Annotated in this window: 17 protein-coding genes; 3 read left to right on the top strand and 14 right to left on the bottom strand. The window is 57.9% G+C overall.

All coding sequences use genetic code 11. The features are described from left to right. The 13 genes from VIL80_RS13855 to VIL80_RS13795 form a co-directional block, all read right to left on the bottom strand. On the bottom strand, positions 1 to 579 hold the full coding sequence (locus tag VIL80_RS13855) for an HNH endonuclease family protein (RefSeq protein WP_332036687.1): 579 nt from the start codon (positions 577 to 579) through the stop codon (positions 1 to 3). Between the two features lie 109 nt (positions 580 to 688). Further along, positions 689 to 1,255, bottom strand: a complete 567-nt coding sequence (gene pgsA / locus VIL80_RS13850) for a CDP-diacylglycerol--glycerol-3-phosphate 3-phosphatidyltransferase (RefSeq protein WP_318954021.1) — start codon at positions 1,253 to 1,255, stop codon at positions 689 to 691. Between the two features lie 102 nt (positions 1,256 to 1,357). Continuing rightward, complete coding sequence (uvrC, locus tag VIL80_RS13845) at positions 1,358 to 3,172, bottom strand: excinuclease ABC subunit UvrC (RefSeq protein WP_332036686.1); 1,815 nt, start codon at positions 3,170 to 3,172, stop codon at positions 1,358 to 1,360. A gap of 111 nt (positions 3,173 to 3,283) precedes the next feature. After that, complete coding sequence (locus VIL80_RS13840) at positions 3,284 to 3,928, bottom strand: response regulator (protein ID WP_332036685.1); 645 nt, start codon at positions 3,926 to 3,928, stop codon at positions 3,284 to 3,286. A 462-nt stretch (positions 3,929 to 4,390) separates the two neighbouring features. Then, complete coding sequence (gene murB / locus VIL80_RS13835) at positions 4,391 to 5,407, bottom strand: UDP-N-acetylmuramate dehydrogenase (protein WP_332036684.1); 1,017 nt, start codon at positions 5,405 to 5,407, stop codon at positions 4,391 to 4,393. 68 nt (positions 5,408 to 5,475) lie between these two features. Beyond that, on the bottom strand, positions 5,476 to 6,252 hold the full coding sequence (kdsB, locus tag VIL80_RS13830) for a 3-deoxy-manno-octulosonate cytidylyltransferase (RefSeq protein WP_332036683.1): 777 nt from the start codon (positions 6,250 to 6,252) through the stop codon (positions 5,476 to 5,478). Beyond that, a complete protein-coding gene (gene lpxK / locus VIL80_RS13825) occupies positions 6,249 to 7,280 on the bottom strand; it encodes a tetraacyldisaccharide 4'-kinase (protein ID WP_332036682.1) in 1,032 nt (343 codons plus the stop codon). Before lpxK ends, kdsB begins: the two co-directional genes overlap by 4 nt. A 107-nt stretch (positions 7,281 to 7,387) precedes the next feature. Then, the gene (msbA, locus tag VIL80_RS13820) at positions 7,388 to 9,223 is read right to left on the bottom strand and encodes a lipid A export permease/ATP-binding protein MsbA (RefSeq protein ID WP_332036681.1); all 1,836 of its coding nucleotides are present in this window, start codon (positions 9,221 to 9,223) and stop codon (positions 7,388 to 7,390) included. Positions 9,224 to 9,333: 110 nt separating this feature from the next. Beyond that, positions 9,334 to 9,753: an ExbD/TolR family protein gene (locus VIL80_RS13815; protein ID WP_332036680.1), complete on the bottom strand. Its 420-nt coding sequence runs from the start codon at positions 9,751 to 9,753 to the stop codon at positions 9,334 to 9,336. A 27-nt stretch (positions 9,754 to 9,780) separates the two neighbouring features. After that, a complete protein-coding gene (locus VIL80_RS13810; RefSeq protein WP_332036679.1) occupies positions 9,781 to 10,401 on the bottom strand; it encodes a MotA/TolQ/ExbB proton channel family protein in 621 nt (206 codons plus the stop codon). Between the two features lie 291 nt (positions 10,402 to 10,692). Next, positions 10,693 to 11,457 (bottom strand): hypothetical protein, encoded by a 765-nt coding sequence (locus tag VIL80_RS13805; protein WP_332036678.1) that lies wholly within the window; start codon positions 11,455 to 11,457, stop codon positions 10,693 to 10,695. 72 nt (positions 11,458 to 11,529) lie between these two features. Beyond that, positions 11,530 to 12,357 (bottom strand): hypothetical protein, encoded by an 828-nt coding sequence (locus VIL80_RS13800; RefSeq protein ID WP_332036677.1) that lies wholly within the window; start codon positions 12,355 to 12,357, stop codon positions 11,530 to 11,532. Between the two features lie 181 nt (positions 12,358 to 12,538). Beyond that, positions 12,539 to 15,079: a DNA internalization-related competence protein ComEC/Rec2 gene (locus VIL80_RS13795; protein WP_332036676.1), complete on the bottom strand. Its 2,541-nt coding sequence runs from the start codon at positions 15,077 to 15,079 to the stop codon at positions 12,539 to 12,541. Positions 15,080 to 15,375: 296 nt separating this feature from the next. On the opposite strand from VIL80_RS13795, the gene VIL80_RS13790 reads away from it, so the two are divergent. Together VIL80_RS13790 and VIL80_RS13785 are read left to right on the top strand one after the other, a co-directional pair. Continuing rightward, positions 15,376 to 16,317, top strand: coding sequence for a porin (locus VIL80_RS13790; RefSeq protein WP_332036675.1), 942 nt, complete (start codon positions 15,376 to 15,378; stop codon positions 16,315 to 16,317). A 143-nt stretch (positions 16,318 to 16,460) separates the two neighbouring features. Next, positions 16,461 to 19,406, top strand: a complete 2,946-nt coding sequence (locus VIL80_RS13785; protein ID WP_332036674.1) for a M16 family metallopeptidase — start codon at positions 16,461 to 16,463, stop codon at positions 19,404 to 19,406. A gap of 97 nt (positions 19,407 to 19,503) precedes the next feature. On the opposite strand, the gene VIL80_RS13780 is transcribed toward VIL80_RS13785, so the two are convergent. Then, the gene (locus VIL80_RS13780; protein ID WP_332036673.1) at positions 19,504 to 21,693 is read right to left on the bottom strand and encodes an OsmC domain/YcaO domain-containing protein; all 2,190 of its coding nucleotides are present in this window, start codon (positions 21,691 to 21,693) and stop codon (positions 19,504 to 19,506) included. Positions 21,694 to 22,213: 520 nt separating this feature from the next. Between VIL80_RS13780 and VIL80_RS13775 the strand changes: the two genes are divergently transcribed. Beyond that, positions 22,214 to 22,440: cytochrome c peroxidase (locus VIL80_RS13775; protein ID WP_332036672.1), on the top strand; the 227-nt coding region annotated here is incomplete at its 3' end.

Raw genomic sequence — 22,440 nt, 5'->3', positions numbered from 1 at the left:
CTAGCCGTGACGATTTTCCAGCATGGCCAGGAAAATCCTTGATTCGTCCGGAGTGAATTCCAATCCGTATTTATTTACCACCGCCATAAAGCGCCGAATGTAATGACTGCGCACCGGACCGTAAGGTGGCATCCACCGGTCTGGCCCTTTGTCCCCCTTGCTCTGGTTGCGCCCGTCGTCCACCAGCCACAAGTTGTCAGGATCTTCCGCAAACCGTCGTTTTTTCGCCACACTCCAGCCAGCGGCACCGTGATCATGGGCCCATTTCAGCGGAACTATGTGCTCGACATCCAGATCCGATGCCTTTTCATAAAATTCGCCGGTATACGGGTCCATCCACAAGCCGGATGCGACCTTGCATTGGGTTTTACCGGTAAAGACAACCGGTGCCAGAGAGTAGCGAATCAACAGCTCGTGGCGGGTATCCTGGCAGTCCCGGTCAAAATCCGACCAGCCAGGTAGCCACTCGTGGCGCTTGTAGGGCTGCCCGCTCGCCTTGTCGGCGAGCAACAGCAGCGGAGAAATAAGAAACAGAAAAAGAAAGGGAGAAAAGGCTCTGTAGACTGCTGGCCTCTGCACGGATCACTCCATTGTCGCGTTATTGCTCGAATGGAACGATCGTACAGCAAGAGTCGCGGCGCGAAAATCACCGCCAAGAAATATTGAGGAGTGCGTCAGAGTTCCCGGGTCAGAGTTCCCGGGGATCATCCGCGGTGAGCGCCGGCCACGCCGCGCGCAGGTAGATGAACATGGTCCACAAAGTGAGCGCAGCTGCCACGTACAGCAGGACATAACCGATTGTTTCCATCACCGGAAACTCACGCACATCAAATGCCAACAGCACGATAATCGCGGCCATCTGTGCCGTGGTCTTGATCTTGCCGATATAGCTGACGGCAACACTACTTCTGAGGCCCAGCTCGGCCATCCACTCGCGCAGCGCAGAGACCGCAATCTCGCGCCCGACAATAATCGCCGCGGCGATGGTGAAAAAGATGTAGTTGTGCAGGTCGACTAGCAGCACCAACGCAGTAGCGACCATCAATTTATCGGCCACCGGATCGAGAAACGCGCCAAACGGGGTACTCTGGTTCAGCTTGCGGGCGATATAGCCATCGAGCCAGTCGGTGGCGGCAGCGAGGGAAAAAATCACCGCGGAGGCGATATAGCTCCACTTGTAGGGAAGGTAAAAAACCAGCACAAATACCGGAATCAGCGCCACGCGCAGCAGGGTTAATTGGTTGGCGAGAGTCATGCTGATCCTTTCACATTTGCTGAACACACCACGTCGGCAGTGCGTAACTTAGCAATCTGAAGAAAAAAAATAAACGCCAATGGTACATCCAGTGGCCACAAATCACTCGTTATGCAGCGCGGAGTATATATCCTGAGCGAGTTTGCGGCTTACTCCTTCTACACTCGCGAGCTCATTGACGGAGGCGCGCAGTATCTCCTGCAGCCCGCCAAAGTGATGCAGCAGTGCCCTGCGGCGCGCCGGGCCAACCCCGGCAATGCCTTCCAGCGGGGATTCCCGCCGTTTCTTGTCGCGCCGCTGGCGGTGACCGGTAATCGCAAAGCGGTGAGCTTCATCGCGCACCTGCTGGATAAGGTGGAGTGCGGGCGAGTCCGATTCGAGTACCAGCTCCCGGTTGTCCGCCACCACGTGCAGGGTCTCGAAACCGGCCTTGCGGGTGGTGCCCTTCGCTACCCCGATAATCTGTACCCCGGTCACTCCCAGTTCGTTCAGGGAATCCACCGCCTGGCGCACCTGACCTTTGCCACCGTCGATCAACAGAATGTTGGGGAAGCGCCCTTCACCACTGGAGAGACGGGTATAGCGCCGCTTTAGCGCCTGCCCCATGGCCGCGTAATCATCTCCGCCGGCGATCCCCTCGATATTGAAGCGTCGATAGTCAGATTTTACCGGGCCACCTGTATCGAAAACCACACAGGATGCTACCGTCGCCTCACCACTAGAGTGACTGATATCGAAGCACTCCAGTCGCTCCGGCAGTTCTTCAAGGCGCAACACCTGCTGGAGGTTTTCAAACCGGTCCTGCAGTTTTTGCTGGGACGCGGTACGACTCTGCAGATTCTGCTGAGCGGCCTGCTGCGCCATTTCCACCCAGGTAGCACGATTGCCGCGCAGCTTGTTGGCCAGTTGTACTTCCTTACCTGCCCGTTCCGTTAGCGCCTCCGCGAGGACATCCTGGTCCTCCAGAGATTCCGAAACCAATACCTGCCGTGGTATTTCCCGGTTTGAGCCCAGATAAAATTGCGGAATGAATGCGGACAGCAGTTCCGACGTATCCAGCCCCAGCTTTTCACTGGGGAAGTAGCTGCGGCTGCCGAGAATCCGCCCTTGGCGAATAAACAGCACATGTACACAGCAGAGCCCGCCGGCGGTGGCCACGCCGAGCACGTCAACGTCCCCACCGCCGCTCTCCGCCACCTGATCGGATTGCAGGCGACGCAGCGCGACGATCTGATCCCGCAGCCGCGCCGCCTTTTCAAATTCCAGTGCTACTGACGCCCGCTCCATCTCATCCGCCAGTTCGCGGATGATGCTGTCACTTTTGCCGGCGAGAAACATCTCTGCATGGCGCACATCCGCCTGGTAGTCCTCGGGAGAGATAAAGTCGACACAGGGCGCGGTACAGCGCTCTATCTGATATTGCAGGCATGGGCGGGAGCGATTGGCAAATACACTGTCTTCGCAGGAGCGGATGCGAAACGTCTTCTGCAGGAAATTCAAACTGTCGCGCACGGATGAAGCGTTGGGAAATGGCCCGTAATACTGCCCCGCCTTTCGTTTTGACCCGCGGTGGAAGGCAATTCTCGGAAAGGTGTCTTTACTGGAAAGAAAGATATAGGGGTAGCCCTTGTCATCTTTCAGCATGACGTTGTAGGGAGGCCGCTGGGATTTAATCAGGCTCTGCTCCAGCACCAGCGCCTCGGTTTCGCTGCGGGTTACCGTTACCTCGATTTCCGCAATTTTTTCCACCAGCGCCATGGTTTTGGCGGTAAGCCCGGTTGCGCGGAAGTAACTGCCAAGCCGATTGCGCAGGTTTTTCGCCTTACCGACATACAGCACCTTACCCTGGTCGTCAAACATCTGGTAAACGCCGGGTTTGCGGGTGACGGTGGAGAGGAAACGTTTGCTGTCAAACATCGGCAGTTTCTATCTATCTTTGGGTGATCTTCGAGAATAAAAAAACAGGGGCCCGCGTGGGCCCCTGTTTTATCGATTTTGAATCGGGAAGCACATACCCATCAACAAATGCTACATCGCTTCTTCCGGATCAAGAATATTGTGCTTCACCGCAAGCAGGGTCAACTCCACATCGGAATGCAGCCCCAACTTCTCAAAAATCCGGTACCGGTACGTGTTCACGGTTTTCGGGCTGACGGAGAGTGTTTCCGCAATTTCGGAAACCTTGTTTCCATTGACGATCATCACCGCCGTCTGTAACTCGCGCTCAGAGAGGTCTTCGAACGGCGATGAACCACCACAGACGTTGCGCAATGCCAGGCGGGTGGCCATGGAGCTACTGATGTAGGTCTCTCCGGCCATTACCGCACGAATCGCCCGCACCATTTCGTCCAGGTCCGCACCTTTGGTAACGTAGCCCCGGGCACCAGCCTGGATCAAGCGACTGGGAAACAGGTCGTCATCCAGTGCACTTACTGCCACTACTTTGGCCTGAGGAAAGCGGGGGATGAGTTTTCGGGTAGCTTCCAATCCGCCCATGCCGGGCATACGCACATCCATCAGGATGACATCCACCTCGGACTCCCGCACAAAAGCAATGGCCTCTTCGCCGCTTTTGGCTTCACCCACCACTTCTATATCTTCAACGTCACCGAGCATGCGCGAAATGCCCATACGCACAAGGTCGTGATCGTCTACCACTAAGACTTTGATCAAATTAGCCCCAACCACGGATATTCAGACGATCCCGCGCAAGAATTTCCTACTAAAACCTCTTTGCGCAAAACCGAGTTTCTTGTTATTGCTCGCGGGTTATTCCCGCAAAGATCCATCCACAGAGCCCTTGGAGAACATACCAGACAAACCACTTGCTGCAAAGCGCGTCCGCACGGATAACCAACAGCAAAAACCAAGAAAATATTTAAAATATCCAGTCAAAAATAATGGTGAGAATTAACCAGACAAGACTTCGTGCTACCACCATACTCTTTGCACCATTGGAGCTTCTGCCGTTGCTTGTTAACCCCCGTGGATTACGCGGCCTCGCAGAGGGTACCCTAGGCCCCCCTGAATAAGAGAGATTTGTATTCCTTGATGGTCGAGGAATAAAGTTCTCTTAAGTGCGCCCGAAAAACACCGCCCAGTCACCATCTCAGCTTCCGAATCGCCACTTCGTCGTTACGGGTAAAAGCGCGGTTCTGGCTCCAGCGTCACCCCGAATTTCTGCTCTATATCCCGGGCAATATCCCGGGCCAGCGCCACCACTTGACTGCCGCAGCGGTGCCCGGGATTGACCAGGACCAACGCCTGGCGATCATGCACCCCTACTCCGTCATTTTGAAACCCACGCCAACCCGCCTGATCGATTAACCAGCCTGCGGCCAGCTTCCAGTGATCCCCTGCAGCGAAAGCCACCAATTGCGGGTGCTTCTGTTTCAATTCGCTGTAGAGGGACTCATCCACCACCGGATTCTTGAAGAAACTGCCGGCATTGGGAATCTCCACTGGATTCGGCAATTTACTGTTGCGGATGTCGATCACCGCCGCCGCCACGTCCGCCGGGGTCAGCGCATCGATTGCCTGTGCATGCTCGGCGAAGTACTGCTGCAGTGCGGGATAGGCAATCTGCGGTTGCCAGGTTGCAGGCAAATTCAGCACGACCTCGCAAATCAGGTATCGGTCCTTGCCGTCGTTTTTGAACACGCTGTCGCGGTAACCGAACTCGCACTGTTGCGCGCTGAAAGTAACCAGATCTCCACTGGCAATCTCCATCGCGGTCAACTGCTCAAAACTGTCCTTGAGCTCTACGCCGTAAGCGCCGATGTTCTGGATGGGGGCAGCACCGATATTGCCCGGGATCAGGGCAAGATTCTCGAGGCCGCCCAGCCCCAACTCGACACTGCGCATGACCAGTTGATGCCAGTTCTCTCCGGCGGCCGCGCGTATCCGCATTCCGCCCTGCCAGGGCTCAAAAGAGAGCCCCTTGAGCCCGACATGCAGTGCCAGGCCCGGAAAATCGCCGGTGAGCACAATATTGCTGCCGCCCCCGAGGGGCAGGATCGGCAGCTGCTGTTCTCGGGCAAACGCCAGCGCCTCGCGCAGCTCTTCAAGCGTGGTCGCCGCGCAAAAGTATTTGGCGCGTGCAGCGATGGTCATGGTGTTGAAAGGTTGTAAATCGACGTCAGTCTGAATCATGGAATTCCGGTGCTACTGCAATCGCGGGGGAGGAAATCGTCGATTCTGCCCCGCCGGCGCCACAAAAATTATGCAAAAAGGGCTCGCATCCGCTCGAGGTCCTGTTCCGTATCCACCCCGCCAGGAACTTCTTCGCAGGCATCAGCTACGTGAATGGCGTGGCCGTTGTACAGGAAGCGGAGCTGTTCCAGCGCCTCAAACTGCTCTATGGGTGCCATGGGCCAGCTGACAAACTGGTTCAGCAGCCCCGCCCGGTAAGCATAGATCCCTATATGGCGGCGCGGGTTCAAACCCTCTGGCAGCGTATTGCGCTCACGGGCAAAGGCATCTCGCGGCCAGGGGATAGGCGCCCGAGAGAAATAACGCGCCAGCCCGGAACACTCCGCCACCACCTTGACGATATTGGGATTGAGGAAGTCTTCGCAGGAGGTAATCGGTTCCGCCAGGGTAGCCACACCGGCGGCCGTGTTACTGGCGAGGTTTAGCGCCACCTGATTGATAACCGCTGGCGGAATCAACGGCTCGTCGCCCTGCACATTCACCAGAATCCGATCTGCGGCGGCACCCAGAGCGGTCGCCACCTCCTGCAGCCGATCCGTACCTGAGGCGTGCTCGGCACGGGTCATACACACATCGCCGCCGAAACCGCGCACCACGTCGGCCACCCGGGCATCATCGGTGGCGACAATCACCCGCTCGGCCGCACTTTCCCGCGCGCGTTCGTATACCCGCTGCACCATGGTTTTACCGGCAATCTCCGCCAGAGGCTTGCCCGGCAAGCGGCTGGAACCATAGCGGGCGGGAATGATCACGTCGAAGGAGAAAGAAAGACTCTGCTCTGTCATACGGACTTGAAGCTCTCGAGATGTTGGTGAATACGCTGGTAAAGCAGATCCGGTAGCTGCGCCGTGGCCTCCATGGCCCACCAGTGGCACTGCCAGAAATCCCGGCATTTCACCGCGTCTTTCATGGTCATGATCACCGGAGTAATGCCGTCCAGTTGCAGCTCCTGCTGGCTGTACTGGTGGTGATCGGGAAAGGCCATTTCCATCACCGTATACCCGAGCTCTCGCAGGGCGTCGAAAAAACGCTTGGGATTGCCGATGGCAGCGACGCCGTGGCAAGGACCAATCTCCGGGCCGGACTCCAGCTTCAGGGTTGAAGTCTGATCGAGATTGAACTGATGCCAGCGGGACGGCACCAGCTCCATGGCGAAATCGATCTGCTCGCCACACTGGGACAACACCAGCTCGGAGGCCTCGCCATTTACCACCACCATATCGACATCTTTCAGCCGGGCCGGGGATTCGCGCAGGGGGCCACGAGGCAAAAGGTGTTCGTTACCAAGACCCCGTTGCCCGTCGATGACACAGATTTCGAAGCTGCGCCAAAGCCCGTAATGCTGCAGGCCATCATCGGAGAGGATCACGTCACAACCGTGCTCCGCGATCAGCGCTTCGGCGGCTTCCACGCGTTTTGGGGATACCATGACCGGTAAACCGGTCATCAGGTGCAGCATCAGCGGCTCGTCGCCGGATTCCAGGGGGTGGGATTGGGCTGTGACATTGTAGGGATAGTGCTTGGCGCGACCGCCGTAACCGCGGCTGATAATACCGGGTTTGCGCCCGCGCTCCTGCAACCAACGCCCCAGCTCCGCCACCAGCGGCGTCTTGCCGACGCCACCAACGGTGATATTGCCCACCACAATGACAGGTACAGGTAGAGGGGCGGGCTGATTGCGCTGTTTACGCCAGCGGCTGCCATGGCGGAAGGCCATTTCCAACGGCGCCAACAGCGGCAGGTGAGATCCAGAGTTGGCCCCGCCTTCAGTGGCGGGATACCAGCGTTTGTTCAACCAGTCTTCCAGCGACATTGCGCACTGCGCTCCTTTTTGGTTGGTCCCTGCGTTCTTCACCAGAAATCTCTGCCCCTGGTGATTCAACCCGGTCCGCGCCCGCAGGCCGGTACCGCGAACTCGTGTCAGCTGATATCACTGTTCTGCTGTTGCAGTAGCAGTGCATAACGCCCGCCTTTCGCCAGCAGCTCACTGTGGGTACCGCTTTCGACGATACGGCCCTGATCCATCACCAAAATACAATCGGCGTTTTCGATGGTGCTGAGACGGTGTGCAATGACAAACGTGGTACGGTTTTTCATCACCTCCGCCAATGCGGCCTGAATATGGCGTTCCGAAGCATTGTCCAGCGCGGAAGTGGCTTCATCCAATACCAGTAGCGGGGAATCTTTCAACAGTGCACGCGCAATCGCGAGACGCTGGCGCTGACCACCGGAGAGGATCTGCGCATTGTCACCGAGTACCGTCTGTACGCCCTGTGGCAACTCTTCGATAAAGCTGCGCGCATGCGCCAGGTCAATCGCGCGCTGCACTTCCGCCTCGGGCTTGTCTTCCAGCTCGCCATAGGCGATGTTCCGGTACACCGTATCGTTGAACAGTACGATGTTCTGGGATACCAAGCTGATCTGTTCGCGCAGGGAAACGACCGGCACCTGGGTGATATCCACCCCATCCAGCAGAATACGCCCGGACGTCGGCTCATAGAAACGGGACAGCAGGCTGACCAAGGTGCTCTTGCCTGAGCCGGAGGCGCCGACCAGGGCGACAGTCTGCCCGGGCTGCACACTGAAATCGATATCACTCAGCACCGCTGGGCCGTCTTCGCTGTAGCGGAAACCGAGGTGCTCGAAGGTCACCGTACCGGTGACCGGGCTCGGCAGCTGCAGGGTGCCACCTAGCGGCTCCTTGGGCGCGTCAAACACTTCGAAAATACTTTCCGCCGCGGCAATGCCCTTCTGAATTTCCGCGTACACCTCTGAGAGATTGCGGATGGGTTTTGCCAGGGATGCGGCAGCACCGATATAGGAGGCAAATACGCCCGGGGTCATGGACTCCACCATCCCCGGCGCCAGCGCAAACCACACCAGCACCGCCGTCGCCAGCCCCACCATGATCTGGATGACCGAGACACTGGCGTTATCCGCCACCACAAGTTTCATGAACTGCTGGCGGTTGGCGTTGCTGGCCGCCTGGAAGCGGGCATTTTCATATTTGCGCCCACCGTACATGCGCACCACTTCATAGCCATTGATCGCTTCCTGGGTAACGTGGGTTACGTCACCCATGGTGTTCTGGATACGATGGCTCAGCTTGCGGAAGCGCTTGCCCACCACACTGACGATGGCGGCGATAATCGGTACAAACAGGAAGAAGGTCAGGGTCAGCTTCCAGTTCACCATCAGCAGATAGGTCAGCAGACCGATGGCGGTGAATGAGGAGCGGATGATCACCTTCAGGGATTTGGTGATCGAGTTGGTAACCTGCTCGACGTTGTAGGCCACTTTGGAAATCAGGTAGGCGCCGGTATAACGGTCAAAATAGGCGCTGGGCAGCTGCCCAATATGCTCAAACAGCTCGGTGCGCAGTTGGTGGATCACCGCCCGCGCCACATAGGCGAGGCCGTAACTGCCGACAAAATTGCCGATGGCCCGCAGGCCGATAATCACCAGCATCACCAGCGGTACCAGCCAGCGCGCCGTCTCCTGCGGCATAACACCGCCGGCAAAAAACTTCGCCACATACTGCGACAGGAAGCCCCTGCCCTGTTCGATACCCACGCCCACCGCATCCAGCAGCAGCTCGGTGACGGCAATCAACAGCACTTCCATACTGGAAAACAGCATGAAGCCGAACACCGCGATTACGAACAGCGGCCATTGAGGAATGGCGTAGGCTAAAAGGCGACGATAAGTCTGGGCACCGTGCTGGGGTTTCAGCACCGGCTGGGAAGATTTTTCCATAAAACTCTTGGCAGCGTGTTCTCCGCAAATCGCCAGCTACCGCGCCTGCAGCGCGGCAGATGGCAACTGGGCGCGGCTGCAGCCACGCCCGGCGTTCAACACTTTATAGATTACTGTTCGTCCGGCTGCCGCGTGGTGATACTGAGATGGACAAATCCCAGCTGGCCGGCGGCATCCATCGCACGAACCACCGCCTGATGTTCTGCGGTGGCATCCGCGGTAATGATCAGCGGGCGATTGTACTCGCCGCCCGACACTTCCGACAGTGCAGATTTGAGCGTCGCCAGTTTCTTGTTGATGAGCGCGCGCCCATCCACCGAGTAGGAACCGTCCGCATTGATCAGAATCTCAATGGTAGACGGCGGACTCTCTGCCTGTGGCCCGGCGGCCTCCGGCAGGTTCAGCTGGAGATGACTCTCTTTGGTAAAGGTGGTAGACACCATGAAAAAGATCAGCAGCAGGAATACCACATCAATCAGTGGCGTGAGGTTTACCCCCTCCTGCTCTATGCTCTGGCGACGGAATTGCATCGTGCGCTCCTGAATCCGGGGTTATCTTCAGGCTGCTTCGACGCGACGGTCGCTGTGCAGGGCATCCACCAGTTTGACCGCTTCCTGCTCCATGGTGACCACAATAGAGTCCACCCGACGCTGGAAGTAGCGATGCGCCATCAGCGCGGGAATTGCCACACTCAAGCCCGCCGCAGTGGTAATCAGGGCCTGAGATATACCGCCCGCCAGCACACCGGCATTACCGGTGCCTTCCAGCATGATCGCAGTGAATACCTGGATCATGCCCACTACGGTACCGAGCAGACCGATCAACGGCGCTACCGCAGCAATGGTACCCAGTACATTCAGGAAGCGCTCAAGGTCGTGAACCACCTGGCTGGCGGCCTCCTCAATACTATCTTTCATGACTTCACGGCCATGTTTCGAATTGGACAGTCCGGCGGCGAAAATGCGACCCAGCGGACTGGAATCGCGTAGTTCGCGGATCTTTTCCGTGGTCAACTGGTTGCTTTTGAGGCTGGTCCAAACTTCACCGAGAAGGGCCCGCGGGGCGATCTTGCGCTCGTTCAGCGTCCACAAACGCTCAATAAAAATCGCAATTACAGCCACGGAACAAAGCAGAATTGGCAGCATCAGCCAGCCGCCGGATTTTATTATTTCTAACACTTTTTCATTGCCCCAAAACAGCGGAACGGAATCTGTTGAGTAACTGGCCAACGGGCCTTCAGTTCAAGGCCTGAGACTCTACCACAGGTATTGGCCACGGCTAAGCGCCGCCGGGGCATGAATTTCATCCCTGTGAACAGGATTGCAATTCGAGTCCCCGCCGCCACAGCCCCCCGCCCTACGGCACATCGCAACGTGGCAAACTGACAAGAGGCGACGACACGCAAAAAACTGGGCACACAAAAAAGCCGCCCGAAGGCGGCTTGCAACAAGCAACACGGCGGAACGGTTTTACTTGCCGGGGCGCTCAGGACGCGCAGGTTTTTCCGGGCGCTCGGCCTTTTCTGCGCGCTCCGGTTTTGCCGGGCGCTCTGCACGCTCGGCCTTGGCCACACGCTCGGCGCCCTCAGAACGCATCGCCTGTTTTTCAGCGCGCGCGTCAGCACGCATGGTCTTTTTGGCATCCATGCTGGCGTACTGATCCGCCTTTTCCGGACGGTTGGAACGGATGCCGCTGATTACTTCACCCAGGTTCACACCGAGGCTTTTGGCAATCTGGCCCCAGCCCATACCATCTACCTGACGCATACGCAGCACTTCATTCAGCGATTCATCGGCGGTCAGGCCCATCTCGCCTTCCAGCGCAGCAGCAGCGGAGCTAGCGGCCAATTTTTCGGCCAGCGCCATGGTAATTAGCACATTGCCGTATCCCATGCCCTTGTGGCCTTCGGTGCCCTCTTCCACTTCGATCTCGACAGTGACTTCGGTGGATTCAGTGGTTTCACCAGTTTCCTCGGTGCCTTCTGGCAGCGGCTCCACATAATGGATGCTGCCGTCACGCAGCCCGGCAACAACAGTCTTGGAGTATTCTTCGTCACCGAAGAAATCGCTGAAGTAACCGGCGATACGGTCGCCAGGAACGCTGTTTGCAACTTCCACCACCTCAACATCGGTAGTTTCCGTGTGCGAAATGACATCGTCCGCCCATACCAGCGGCACGCTCACGATTCCCACCAACGCCGCCGCAATGGCAGTGGACTTAAATGGAATTTTCATCGCCGTTTTCTCCTGTTAAACGTAAATTGGCCGCCGGTTAAACAACCGGTTGCACTCACTTTTACCAAAATATCAGTTTGCCGGACGGTAACTGATCTGCACGCCAAAGCCCTGGTCCGGGCTGCCATCGGAAAGTCCCAGATAGGCGTACACCATTCCGCTCCACTGGTTATCCAGTTTGTGGCTGAAGTAGCCAAACAATTCCGTCTGTGCATCAGCGGTATCGGTTGCCGCCTGCTGATAATCCAGCGACGCACCAATGCTTGAGGTGTCATTAAGGCGGTAACCACTACCCACCGAGGTATACCAGACGTTACGTAATTCCACCTCGGGCAGGTCGCCCTTGAACTTGCGGGCCAGGGTCACAAATGGGGTGTACGGACCAATCGAGGTGAAAACTTCGGTCTGCAGGGTGTAGTCGGCTTCCCCAGTGCCCAGGCCTTTATCTTCATCCGCCAGTGGCACCTTGTATTTCGCAGACAGGTCCACGAAATACTGCCCTGCGATCGGATCCAGGCTGTAGCTGCCGGTCAGCCAGAGGTCGCCCAGGCCAGCCTCATCGGTCATGACAATTTCGTCGCTGCCCTGGTTGCCATTGCCGTTACCGTTGCCGTTTCCATTACCCGGGCCCAAAACCAGGCCACCATCGCCACCGGGGATGACCCCGCCCGGACCTTCGACCTGGGTCCAGGGCAGAGAGGCCTTGAAGGTCCAGCGGTCATTGGGGGAAAAGCTGGCGGTAAATGGCATGGAGACGATTTCAGTCTCGGCCACGTCGCCGTAGTCGCCACTGCTGACATCAGTGCCGAGGGAATATTTCCAGTCTCCGGCCGCTACCGCGCCCGCGCTGGACAAACTTGCGGCAATCAGGGCCGCATTCAGGATGTGATTGGTTTTCATGCAACTCACCAGTACTTCAGATTGCTGAAATTATGGCGACCTTAGCACCGTTGGTGCGCTCAAAAACCAGACTCACGTCTCAGCTTTGCATCAGATTGGCCGGATTTTTCGCAAACGGAAACCATGCCGCATATCGCCCCCCTGAGCCGCTCGCAGGCGAAAGCACAACTGGCGCACACTGCTATTGACAGGGGTAAAAAGACTGACCGGATTTAGCGGAAACTGGCTCGTGCAACCAGAAGTTAGGCGCATTGCGCGCACAGCGTATCTCCGGTAGCGCGTGTCGATCTCCCCAGGTGAACGTGACCGCTCCGTTTACTGCGGTATTGAACATGGCCACCCGATGGTCGGCGTAGCGCGCCACAACATCGGCATGCGGATGTCCGAAGTGATGGCGAAAACCGGTACTGAACACCACCTGAGCCGGCCGCGCCCAGTCCAGCAGTGCCGGTGAAGATGACGTGCGCGATCCGTGATGCGGCGCGAGCAGCACATCGACCGGCGCGAAACCCGGGTATCGCGCTACCAGCTGGCGCTCCGCGTCCTCACTGATGTCACCCGTGAGCAGAATACGTACATGGCGCCACCGGAGCAGCGCCACACAGCTGTGATCGTTCTCCTCACCACTCAGTCCCTCGCCTCCGGGCCACAGCCAGGTTAGTTCCAGCTCCCCGTAGGATTCACCACCACCGGCAACACAGCGACCCGTAAATTCCGGCGCCCCTTGATCCGCCAACCGTTGCGGCAACTGGCCCGGGGCGAACAGTCCACCTATGTTCAACTGCGCCAACACCCCGGATACGCCGCCCGCATGGTCCCGATCCCCATGGCTGACGATCAGGGCATCCAGTCGCGGCCGGCCCTCCGCCAGCAGATACGGGACCACAATACTGCTACCGGCACTCCAGCCATTGCCCGTACTGGCGCCGGTGTCGAACTGCAGGGTTTGCCCTTCCGTTGCCGCCACCACCGCCAGCCCCTGCCCCACGTCGAGCACGGTCAGCGCCAGAAAGGGATCTTTGGGCCGCTGCCATGGCGACAATCCCACCAGCAATACCGGCAGCAGCCACCAGCCCAATAGCCGACCAGGTGTTCCCCTCGGCATCAGCAACACCAGGCTGCTCAAAATGCCGAGCGCAACTATCACAGGCGCGGGATTGGGAATGGATTGCCATCCGGGAAGCGCCCGGTCTGCGGTCACCAGAAACTCCAGCAACCAGCCGAGCTGGGTATCCGCCAGCCGCCACAATATTGCCCCCAGCCAATGCGGAACCATCGCCCCCAGGAAAATAAGCGGCAGGATCACCAGTCCCACCCAGGGTATGGCCACAAGATTGATGAGCAATCCGCTGAAGCTCACCCCGGCAAATATGAGGATGGACGGCAGTAACAGGGCGATGAGAATGGCCCACTGGCCCTGCATCGCACTAAGGAAGTAGCGCAGCGAAGCTTGCCCATGGGCAACTGCACCGTGCCCATCCCCGCCGGAGCGCCCCTGTTCAAATCCATTACTGCTTCTACTGTTGCGACCGCGAAAGCGCAGCAGCAATGCCGCCACCGCGATAAACGAAAGCCAGAATCCCGCATTCAATACCGCCAGCGGCTGCAACAACAGCACACAGGTCAGTGCAGTGACAAAAGCCAGTCCGGCGCTGGCCCTGCGCCGCAATACCAGTGTCGCGATGGCGATCGCGGTCATGATCAGGGCCCGCTGGGCAGACAGCGAAGCGCCGCTCAGCAGTGTGTATGCCACGGCTGCAACCAGCCCCGCCACGCCGGCCAGCAACACGGGATTATGCGGGCGGAAAACACCCACCACCCGGCTCAGCAGTCCTCCAATCAGCAGACAGAAACCGGCAACCATGCCCACATGCAGCCCGGAGATGGCCAACAGGTGCGCAGTACCCGTCCTGCGCAACAGATCCTGCGTGACGGTGTCAATGCCACCCTTGTCCCCCAGCAAAAGCGCACGGAAAAGCGCTTCCTGGGCCAGATCGCTCGTGCCCTTTTCCGAACCAGTGATGCGCTGACGAAGGCGTTCGCGGATGCCGTTGACCGCGGAGCTGAAACCGCTTCCCGCAGCCAGATACTCGGGCGCCGCATCCCGGTCGCGCACATAGCCAGTGGCAAAAATGCCCTGCTCCAGCAGCCAGGCTTCGTAGTCAAAAGTATGGGGATTGGTGCTGCCGCGCGGGCGTTTCAGACGAAGTGTCATGCTCCAGCGGCTGCCCGAGGTCAGCTTCGCCGCAGAATCCGGCGGTAACCTGTACCAGCTGAGCAACAGGCGTTGGCCGATAAAATCCGCTTGCTCCGAATCCAGTACCCGTGCGCGAAACCGACTGTCGAAATAGCCGTGGACGGACTGGGGAGAACCAAAGTTGGCAACCGCACCGGAGATCTGCGGCAGGTCTTCAATCTCGAGCGTAACCCGATGATCGGAACCATGCAGTGCCAGCGGTAGACGTGCGGCAAGTGAATGGTGGTTAGCGCTGAGTGCCCAGCAGCTTCCCAGCGCAAATGGCAACAGCAGGTAGCACACGGCGAAGCGCGGCACCGTCGGAAGTCCGGAGAAACGACCACCAATCGCAGCCAACAGGGCTAACAGCACAAGGCCGAGCAGCAACGCCACAGCGATATCCGCGTCCCACGGCAATACCGGCCAGAACGCTACCTGGCCAATCCCAACCGCCAGTGACCACAAAGCGACCACCAGACCACTCACTCCCTTCACCGAGCCCCCTGAATTCCCTTTCCAGCGACCTGCAGCACAGAAGCCGCTGGCCGCTCGCTGTCTCCAGCGCATTCCTGAAACCGGATTAAACGGAGCTGGCGCCCTCATTACAAGCGCGCATCCCCCGTGTTGACGGCACCTAAACCTGTCATTTCTGCCTTTCCGACGCCGCTCCAGTAATAAAACTTACACCTACCTTTCACATTTCATCGTTTTGTAACAAAAGCGCAGCAAACTGCACCGCATCCGAGCTACGGCTCACCCAATAGCCAAATACGAGACCGACCATGAATAAGACCGCGATCACTCTGGCACTGGCCGCCGTGCTTCCCACCACTTCCTTTGCCCAAGAAGATGCCTTCACCTTCTATGGCAAGGCCAACGCCTCTTTCCAGTCGAACGACGAGGGCGAAGGCGCGACTACCGATATCAAGAGCAATGCGTCCCGTGTGGGCGTAAAAGGCGAGCTCCCGCTGGATAGCGGTATCAAAGGTATCTACAAGATGGAATACGAGGTGGATATTGATGGCGAGGCGGAGGAAACCTTCAGCCAGCGCAATATCTACGCCGGCCTCGAAGGCGGCTTTGGCCAGGTAATCGGCGGTAAGTTCGATACCCCGCTGAAAGAGGCCCAGAACCGGGTTGACCTGTTCAACGATCTGGAAGGCGACATCAAAAGCCTGATCACCAAGAGCGACAACCGCGAATCCAACAACCTGCAGTACACCACCCCGTCCTTTGCAGGGTTCAAGCTCGCCACGGCATACATCAGCCACAAGGATGCCGAGATCCTCGACGCTGATGGCAATCTGATCGACACCCGCGACAACGGTACTTCCATGTCCCTCGCCTATGACAACAATGGCGTGTACCTGGCTTACGCTTTCGATCAGGACGTGGAAGCCAACGACTGGAACGTCAATCGTCTGGTAGCCCAGTACACCTTCGGCAACCTGCAGGTTGGCGGACTCTACGAAGAGCAGGAAAAAGCCGACAGCAGCAAGCAGGACGGCTGGATGACTTCCGTAGCGTACAAAATCAACAACTGGACCGCGAAGGCCCAGTACGGCCAGTCCGATATCGTAAAGACCGACGGCGAAACCTTCAGCCTGGGACTGGACTACAAGCTCTCATCCGCGGCCAAGGTATTCACCTTTTACACCGACGAGACCGCTGCGGATGATTACGAGCGCAGCTACTTCGGTATCGGCACCGAATTCAAATTCTGATCGATATCTGAATACTTTTTGAGTACTCAGGAGGGCGCAACTTACATTGCGCCCTTTTTGTTTCCGCGCCGGTCCCACCTCAATTTGTCGCATGTGCTAGCATCGATGGCTCCGCATAAATAAAAAGTGAGCGATCGACCGACATGCACCGCACCAAAATCTCATTGATTTTCGCCGCTGCGCTGCTCGCAGCCTGCAGCAAGGGAACCGAGGATCCTGCCTCACAAGCTACCCCGCAAGATGCAACCTCCGACAGCCAGATCAGTCTGCCCGCCGGCGTCACCCTGGTAGAAACGTTCAATGGGGACGGCGCGGAAATCGCGATTCCCTATCGTAAATTCGTCCTCGACAACGGCCTGACCGTGGTGCTGCACGAAGATCACTCAGACCCGCTGGCACATGTGGATGTCACTTACCACGTGGGCTCCAATCGCGAAGATGCGGGCCGCTCCGGCTTCGCACACTTCTTTGAGCACATGATGTTCCAGGGCTCGAAGAACGTGGCGGATGAAGAGCACTTCCGCATCATTCAGGAGGCCGGCGGCACCCTGAACGGCACCACCAATACCGACCGCACCAACTATTACGAAACCGTACCCGCCAACCAGCTTGAAACCGTGCTGTGGCTGGAGTCCGATCGTATGGGGGCGCTGCTGGAAGCGGTTACCGAAGAAAAGTTTGAAGTGCAGCGTGAGACCGTGAAAAACGAACGCGGGCAGCGAGTAGACAACCGCCCCTATGGCCGCGCACTGGAAACCATGTTCGCCGCCACGTACCCGGACGGGCACCCCTACTCCTGGCCGGTCATCGGCTGGCTGGAAGACCTCGATCGCGCGGACGTCAACGATCTCAAGCGTTTCTTCCTGCGCTGGTACGGCCCCAACAATGCCGTAGTGACCATCGGCGGTGACATCGACCAGACAAAAACCCTGGAATGGGTGGTGAAATATTTCGGCTCCATTCCCGCGGGCCCGGAAGTAAAAAACCTGCCCAAGCAGCCCGCTACCCTCACCACCGACCGCTATCTCACCCTGGAGGACAACATCCACCTGCCCGCACTGGCGGTGATGATCCCCACGGTCTACTCCGGCCACGCGGACGAGCCGGCGCTGGACGCAGCTGCGGAGATTCTCGGCCAGGGCCAGGATTCCATGCTGTACAAGCGCCTGGTACAGACTGGTCGTGCGGTGTCGGCAAGCGTGTCCCATTCCTGCAAGGAACTCGCGTGCGAGATGTGGTTCATCGTGATCCAGAACCCCGCCTCGGGCGAATCCCTGGCGGAAATGGAAAAAGCCGTGCGTGAGACCCTCACCGAGTTCGCCAAGCGCGGTGTCACCGAAGATGACCTGGTGAAATTCAAGGCGGGTTACGAGTCCTATCGCGTATATGGGCTGCAGTCTGTAGCCGGCAAGGTATCCACCCTCGCCGCGTTTGAAACCTTTACCGGAAGCCCGAAAGGCATCGACGAAGAGATCAAGTCCTACCTGTCTGTTGCCACCGACGACGTTACCCGCGTATTCGAACAGTACATTGCGGGCAAACCGGCGGTGCTGCTCAGCGTAGTGCCCAACGGCAAGCCGGAACTGGCGGCCGCCGAGCAAAACTTTACCTGGAAGCGCACTCTTCCGGAGACTTTCGACGACAAGCAGGAAGAACTGGCACTGCGCCCGCTGAAAGACAATTTTGACCGCAGCGTACAACCCACCCCGGGCGTCAACCCGCAGGTGGAACTGCCCGCGATCAATGATGGCAAGCTCGAAAATGGCGTGCGCCTGCTGACCGTACAAAACGACGAAACGCCAACCGTCACCGTGCAGGCGGTATTCGATTTCGGACAGCGCGACGAGCCCAACGGCAAGGCCGGCCTGACCTCACTGATGACCAACCTCATGAGTGAAGCCACCACCGAGCGCGACGCCGCCGAGTTCACCGAAGCTCTGAAGCGCCTGGGTGCAGGTATCAGCATGAGCTCCGGTTACTACGAGACCACGGTCAGCCTTAACGTTTTGGCGAAGCACCTCGACGAGGGCATGGCACTGATGATGGAGCGTATCCTCAAGCCGGCCTTCACCGAAGAGGACTTCGCGCGCATCAAGCAGCAGACCATCGAAAGTCTCCAGCAGGCACGCAAAACCCCGCAAGGCCTCGCCACCCGCGCCCTGGGTGCCGTAATGCGCGGGCCGGAGCACCCCCTCGGCTTCCCGTCCAGCGGCCTACCACGCACCGTTGCCGACATCACCCTTGAAGACATCAAGGGGTACTACGATGCCCACCTCCCCACGCACCTGAGCGGTATCACCGTGAGCACCAGCCTGCCCCACGACACCATCGTCAAGGCGCTGGATGGCCTTGCCAAGCTGAAGGTATCGCAGCCGGTGCGCCCGGCAATCGCCTACCAAAAGCCGGAGATCAAGGGGCGTACGGTATACCTGGTCGACAAGGAGGGCGCAGCCCAATCGAGCCTGCTGGTGAGCCAGCACGCCATGCCCTATGACGCGCTAGGCAATTACTACCTGGCCAATCTGGGTAACTTCCCACTGGGTGGCAATTTCAACAGTCGCATCAACCTGAACCTGCGCGAAGACAAGGGCTACACCTACGGCGCTCGCACCTACCTGCAGGGCGAGCCCGACGAAGGCATGTACGTGTTCAGCTCGGAGGTGAAAAAGGAAGCCACCGCGGACGCACTGAGCGAAGTCCTCAAGGAACTTGCCGCCTACGACCGCGACGGCATGACCGATGTGGAATTCAGCTATATGCGTTCCTCCATCGGCCAGCAGGAAGCCCGCAGTTACGAGACACCGAGTGCCAAGCTCGGCCTGCTCGGTTCGATCATGCGCTACAACCTGCCGCTGGATTACCGCTCGCAGCAGAACGCGATCCTGAAGGAAACCGACCGCAAGACCCTCAACAAGGTGATCACCGACATGCTCGACCCGGATAATCTCGCGATTATCGTGGTCGGCGATGCGGCGAGTATCCGCAAGGATGTGGAAGCACTGGGCATGCCCATAGTAGTGTTGGACGAAGATGGTTACGTGAAAGAAACCAAGGAAACCCCTGAAGCGGAGACATCCGCTAGCCTCTGACATTACCTTGCCAAATACGCCAACAAAAAAGCCCGCTAATTAGCGGGCTTTTTTGGTTTCTAAATCTTTTAGAAATCAGACGCCGATAAGAACAAAGTCACTTCGCCGCCCGCGCCGCGTGCAGTTTCTTGTAGCTCTCGATCAGGCGCAGGTGTTTGTCCAGACCATCCAGCTGCATGTTGGTCGGTGTCAGGCCGTGGAAACGCTCACTGCCATTGACTGAACTCACTACGGCACTCATGGTCTCGTCACCAAACATGCGGCACAGGTTAATGATGTAATCGTCCAGCTCCAGATCGTCATCCAAAGCAATCTCAAGCACCGCCTGCACCGCGCGGTAAAAGAGTCCGCGCTCGACGGTGTTGTCATTGTACTGAAGGAAGGTTTCCACCAGCTCCAGCGCCTCTTCGTGACGCTGTAACGCCAGTAAAATCAGCAGTTTCAACTCGAGAATCGTCAACTGCCCCCACACGGTATTCTCGTCGAACTCGACCCCGATCAGGGTGGTGATCTTCTCGTAATTGTCGAGCTGGCTCTCTTCCAACCGCTCCACCAGATCTTCCAGCGCATCGTCATCCAGGATGTGCAGATTGAGGATATCCTCGCGGTAATCCAGCGCCTTGTTGGTGTTGTCCCAGATCAGGTCATCCACCGGGTACACCTCGGAGTATCCGGGCACCAGTATCCGGCAGGCCGGCGCACCCAGGTCATCGTAGGCCGCCATGTAGACTTCCTTGCCCATCTCTTCGAGGATCGCAAACAGGCGATTGGCTTCGGTGTCGTTGGTATCGTGATGATTACCGGAAAAATCCCACTCCACGAACTCGTAATCGGCACTTGCACTGAAGAATCGCCACGACACTACGCCGGTGGAATCGATAAAGTGCTCAACAAAATTATGCGGTTCAGTCACTTCCAGGCTGTTGAAGGTGGGCGGCGGCACATCGTTCAGGCCTTCAAAGCTGCGGCCCTGCATCAGCTCGGTGAGACTGCGTTCCAGCGCCACGTGCAGGCTCGGGTGTGCGCCGAAGGACGCGAATACACCGCCGGTGCGCGGGTTCATCAGGGTCACGCACATGACCGGGAACTGGCCGCCGAGGGACGCATCCTTCACCAGGATCGGGAAACCCTGCTTCTCCAGTTCCTCGATGCCCTCGAGAATATCCGGGTATTTGGTCAGCACTTCGCGAGGTACGTCCGGCAGTGCGATTTCCTGTTCGATCACTTCCTTCTTCACTGCGCGCTCGAAGATTTCCGACAGGCACTGCACCTGCGCTTCCGCCAGGGTATTGCCCGCACTCATGCCGTTACTGAGGAACAGGTTCTCGATCAGGTTGGACGGGAAATACACCACCTCCCCGTCTGACTTGCGCACGAATGGCAGTGAGCAGATACCGCGGTCGACACGACCGGAGTTGGTGTCGATCAGGTTGGAGCCAGCCAGCTCCCCTTCCGGGTTGTAAATGGCCAGGGTGTAGTCGTCGAGAATACCTTGCGGCAGCCCGTCGTCCTCATCCAGTTCAAACCAGCGCTCGTCCGGGTAATGCACGAACTCGGCGTTGGCGATCTCCTCACCGAAGTACTGGTCGTTGTAGAAGAAGTTGCAGTTCAGGCGCTCGATAAATTCGCCCAGCGCAGAGCACAGCGCCGCCTCTTTGGTGGCGCCCTTGCCGTTGGTAAAGCACATGGGTGACGCGGCATCGCGGATGTGCAGCGACCACACGTGCGGCACGATATTGCGCCAGGAGGCAATCTCGATCTTCATGCCGAGATCCGACAGGATCTTGGTCATATTGGCGATAGTTTGCTCCAGCGGCAGATCCTTGCCCTCGATAAAGGTCTGGTGCTCCGCATCCGGTTGCACCATCAGGAGCGCCTGGGCATCTTCCGCCAGGTTCGCCACCTCTTCGATCTGGAACTCCGGCCCGGTCTGGATCACCTTCTTGACGGTACAGCGGTCGATGGAGCGCAGAATCCCCTGCCGGTCTTTCTCGGAAATATCCTCCGGCAGCTCCACCTGGATCTTGAAGATCTGGTTGTAGCGGTCTTCCGGATCAACGATGTTGTTCTGGGACAGGCGGATATTGTGTGTGGGGATATTGCGGGAAAGGCAGTAGACCCGCACGAAATAAGCTGCACACAGCGCGGAAGACGCGAGGAAATAATCAAACGGACTCGGCGCCGAGCCATCCCCCTTGTAACGGATGGGCTGGTCGGTGATGACCGTGAAGTCGTCGAACTTGGCTTCAAGTCTGAGGTTGTCGAGGAAGTTGACGTTGATTTCCATTTGGCACTACCGGGATTAGAAAACGTGGCGGGCATCAGCCTGAGGCGCGGCATTATCCAGCTTTTGCCGGGATTGTCTCGATATTCTGGACCGGAATTGCCAAAGGTTCGCCCCCGATTTCCCAAATGCGCGAGTCATAAATGAGCAATGCATATCCGGCCGCGCTGCCAAAACGGCACGTTGGTAATTTGCGCGCCCCACTTTCACCTCACTCAACGCAAACGACTCTTATTACCACCGAATGCCAGGTTTTTTGTGAGCGTTAAAGAAAGAATACGCAATAAATGGGCGGAGCAATCCTCATAACACCACGTACAGATTGGCCACATTTTGACCACCTTCTAGTCTTTCTTGTAGATGGACGGGCCTGAGTTCCCAGCCTTGCACTTCGGGGGCAACGGCCCATTCGGTTATCCCGCTGCGAGAAATTCCACTTCAGAGGTACAAAATGGACTGTACGAAACGGCATAGGAAGTTGTTCAAGGCGTCGCCTATCGTTCTGGCTTCAGCAATATTGGCGTTGAGCAGTACCGCCTTTGCTCAGGGCGGACCTGTAGACAATTTAGTGAGGGAGCAGGACAAAGCGCTGAAATTGCTGGGCAAGCATGTGTTCTTTGACAAGAGCCTTTCGCGATCTGGCGAGATGGGCTGTGTGAGCTGTCACGAGCCGTTTGCCGGAGGTACCAATGGAGACTCGGAAACCAATCTCCGGCAGGTCGCGGTTACCAGTGCGAACGGCCTAGAAGT

This window comes from Microbulbifer sp. (genome assembly GCF_036563125.1).
Lineage (GTDB): Bacteria > Pseudomonadota > Gammaproteobacteria > Pseudomonadales > Cellvibrionaceae > Microbulbifer.
The sequence above is the reverse complement of the archived record's forward strand: the minus strand, read 5'-3'. Positions and strand labels throughout refer to the sequence as shown.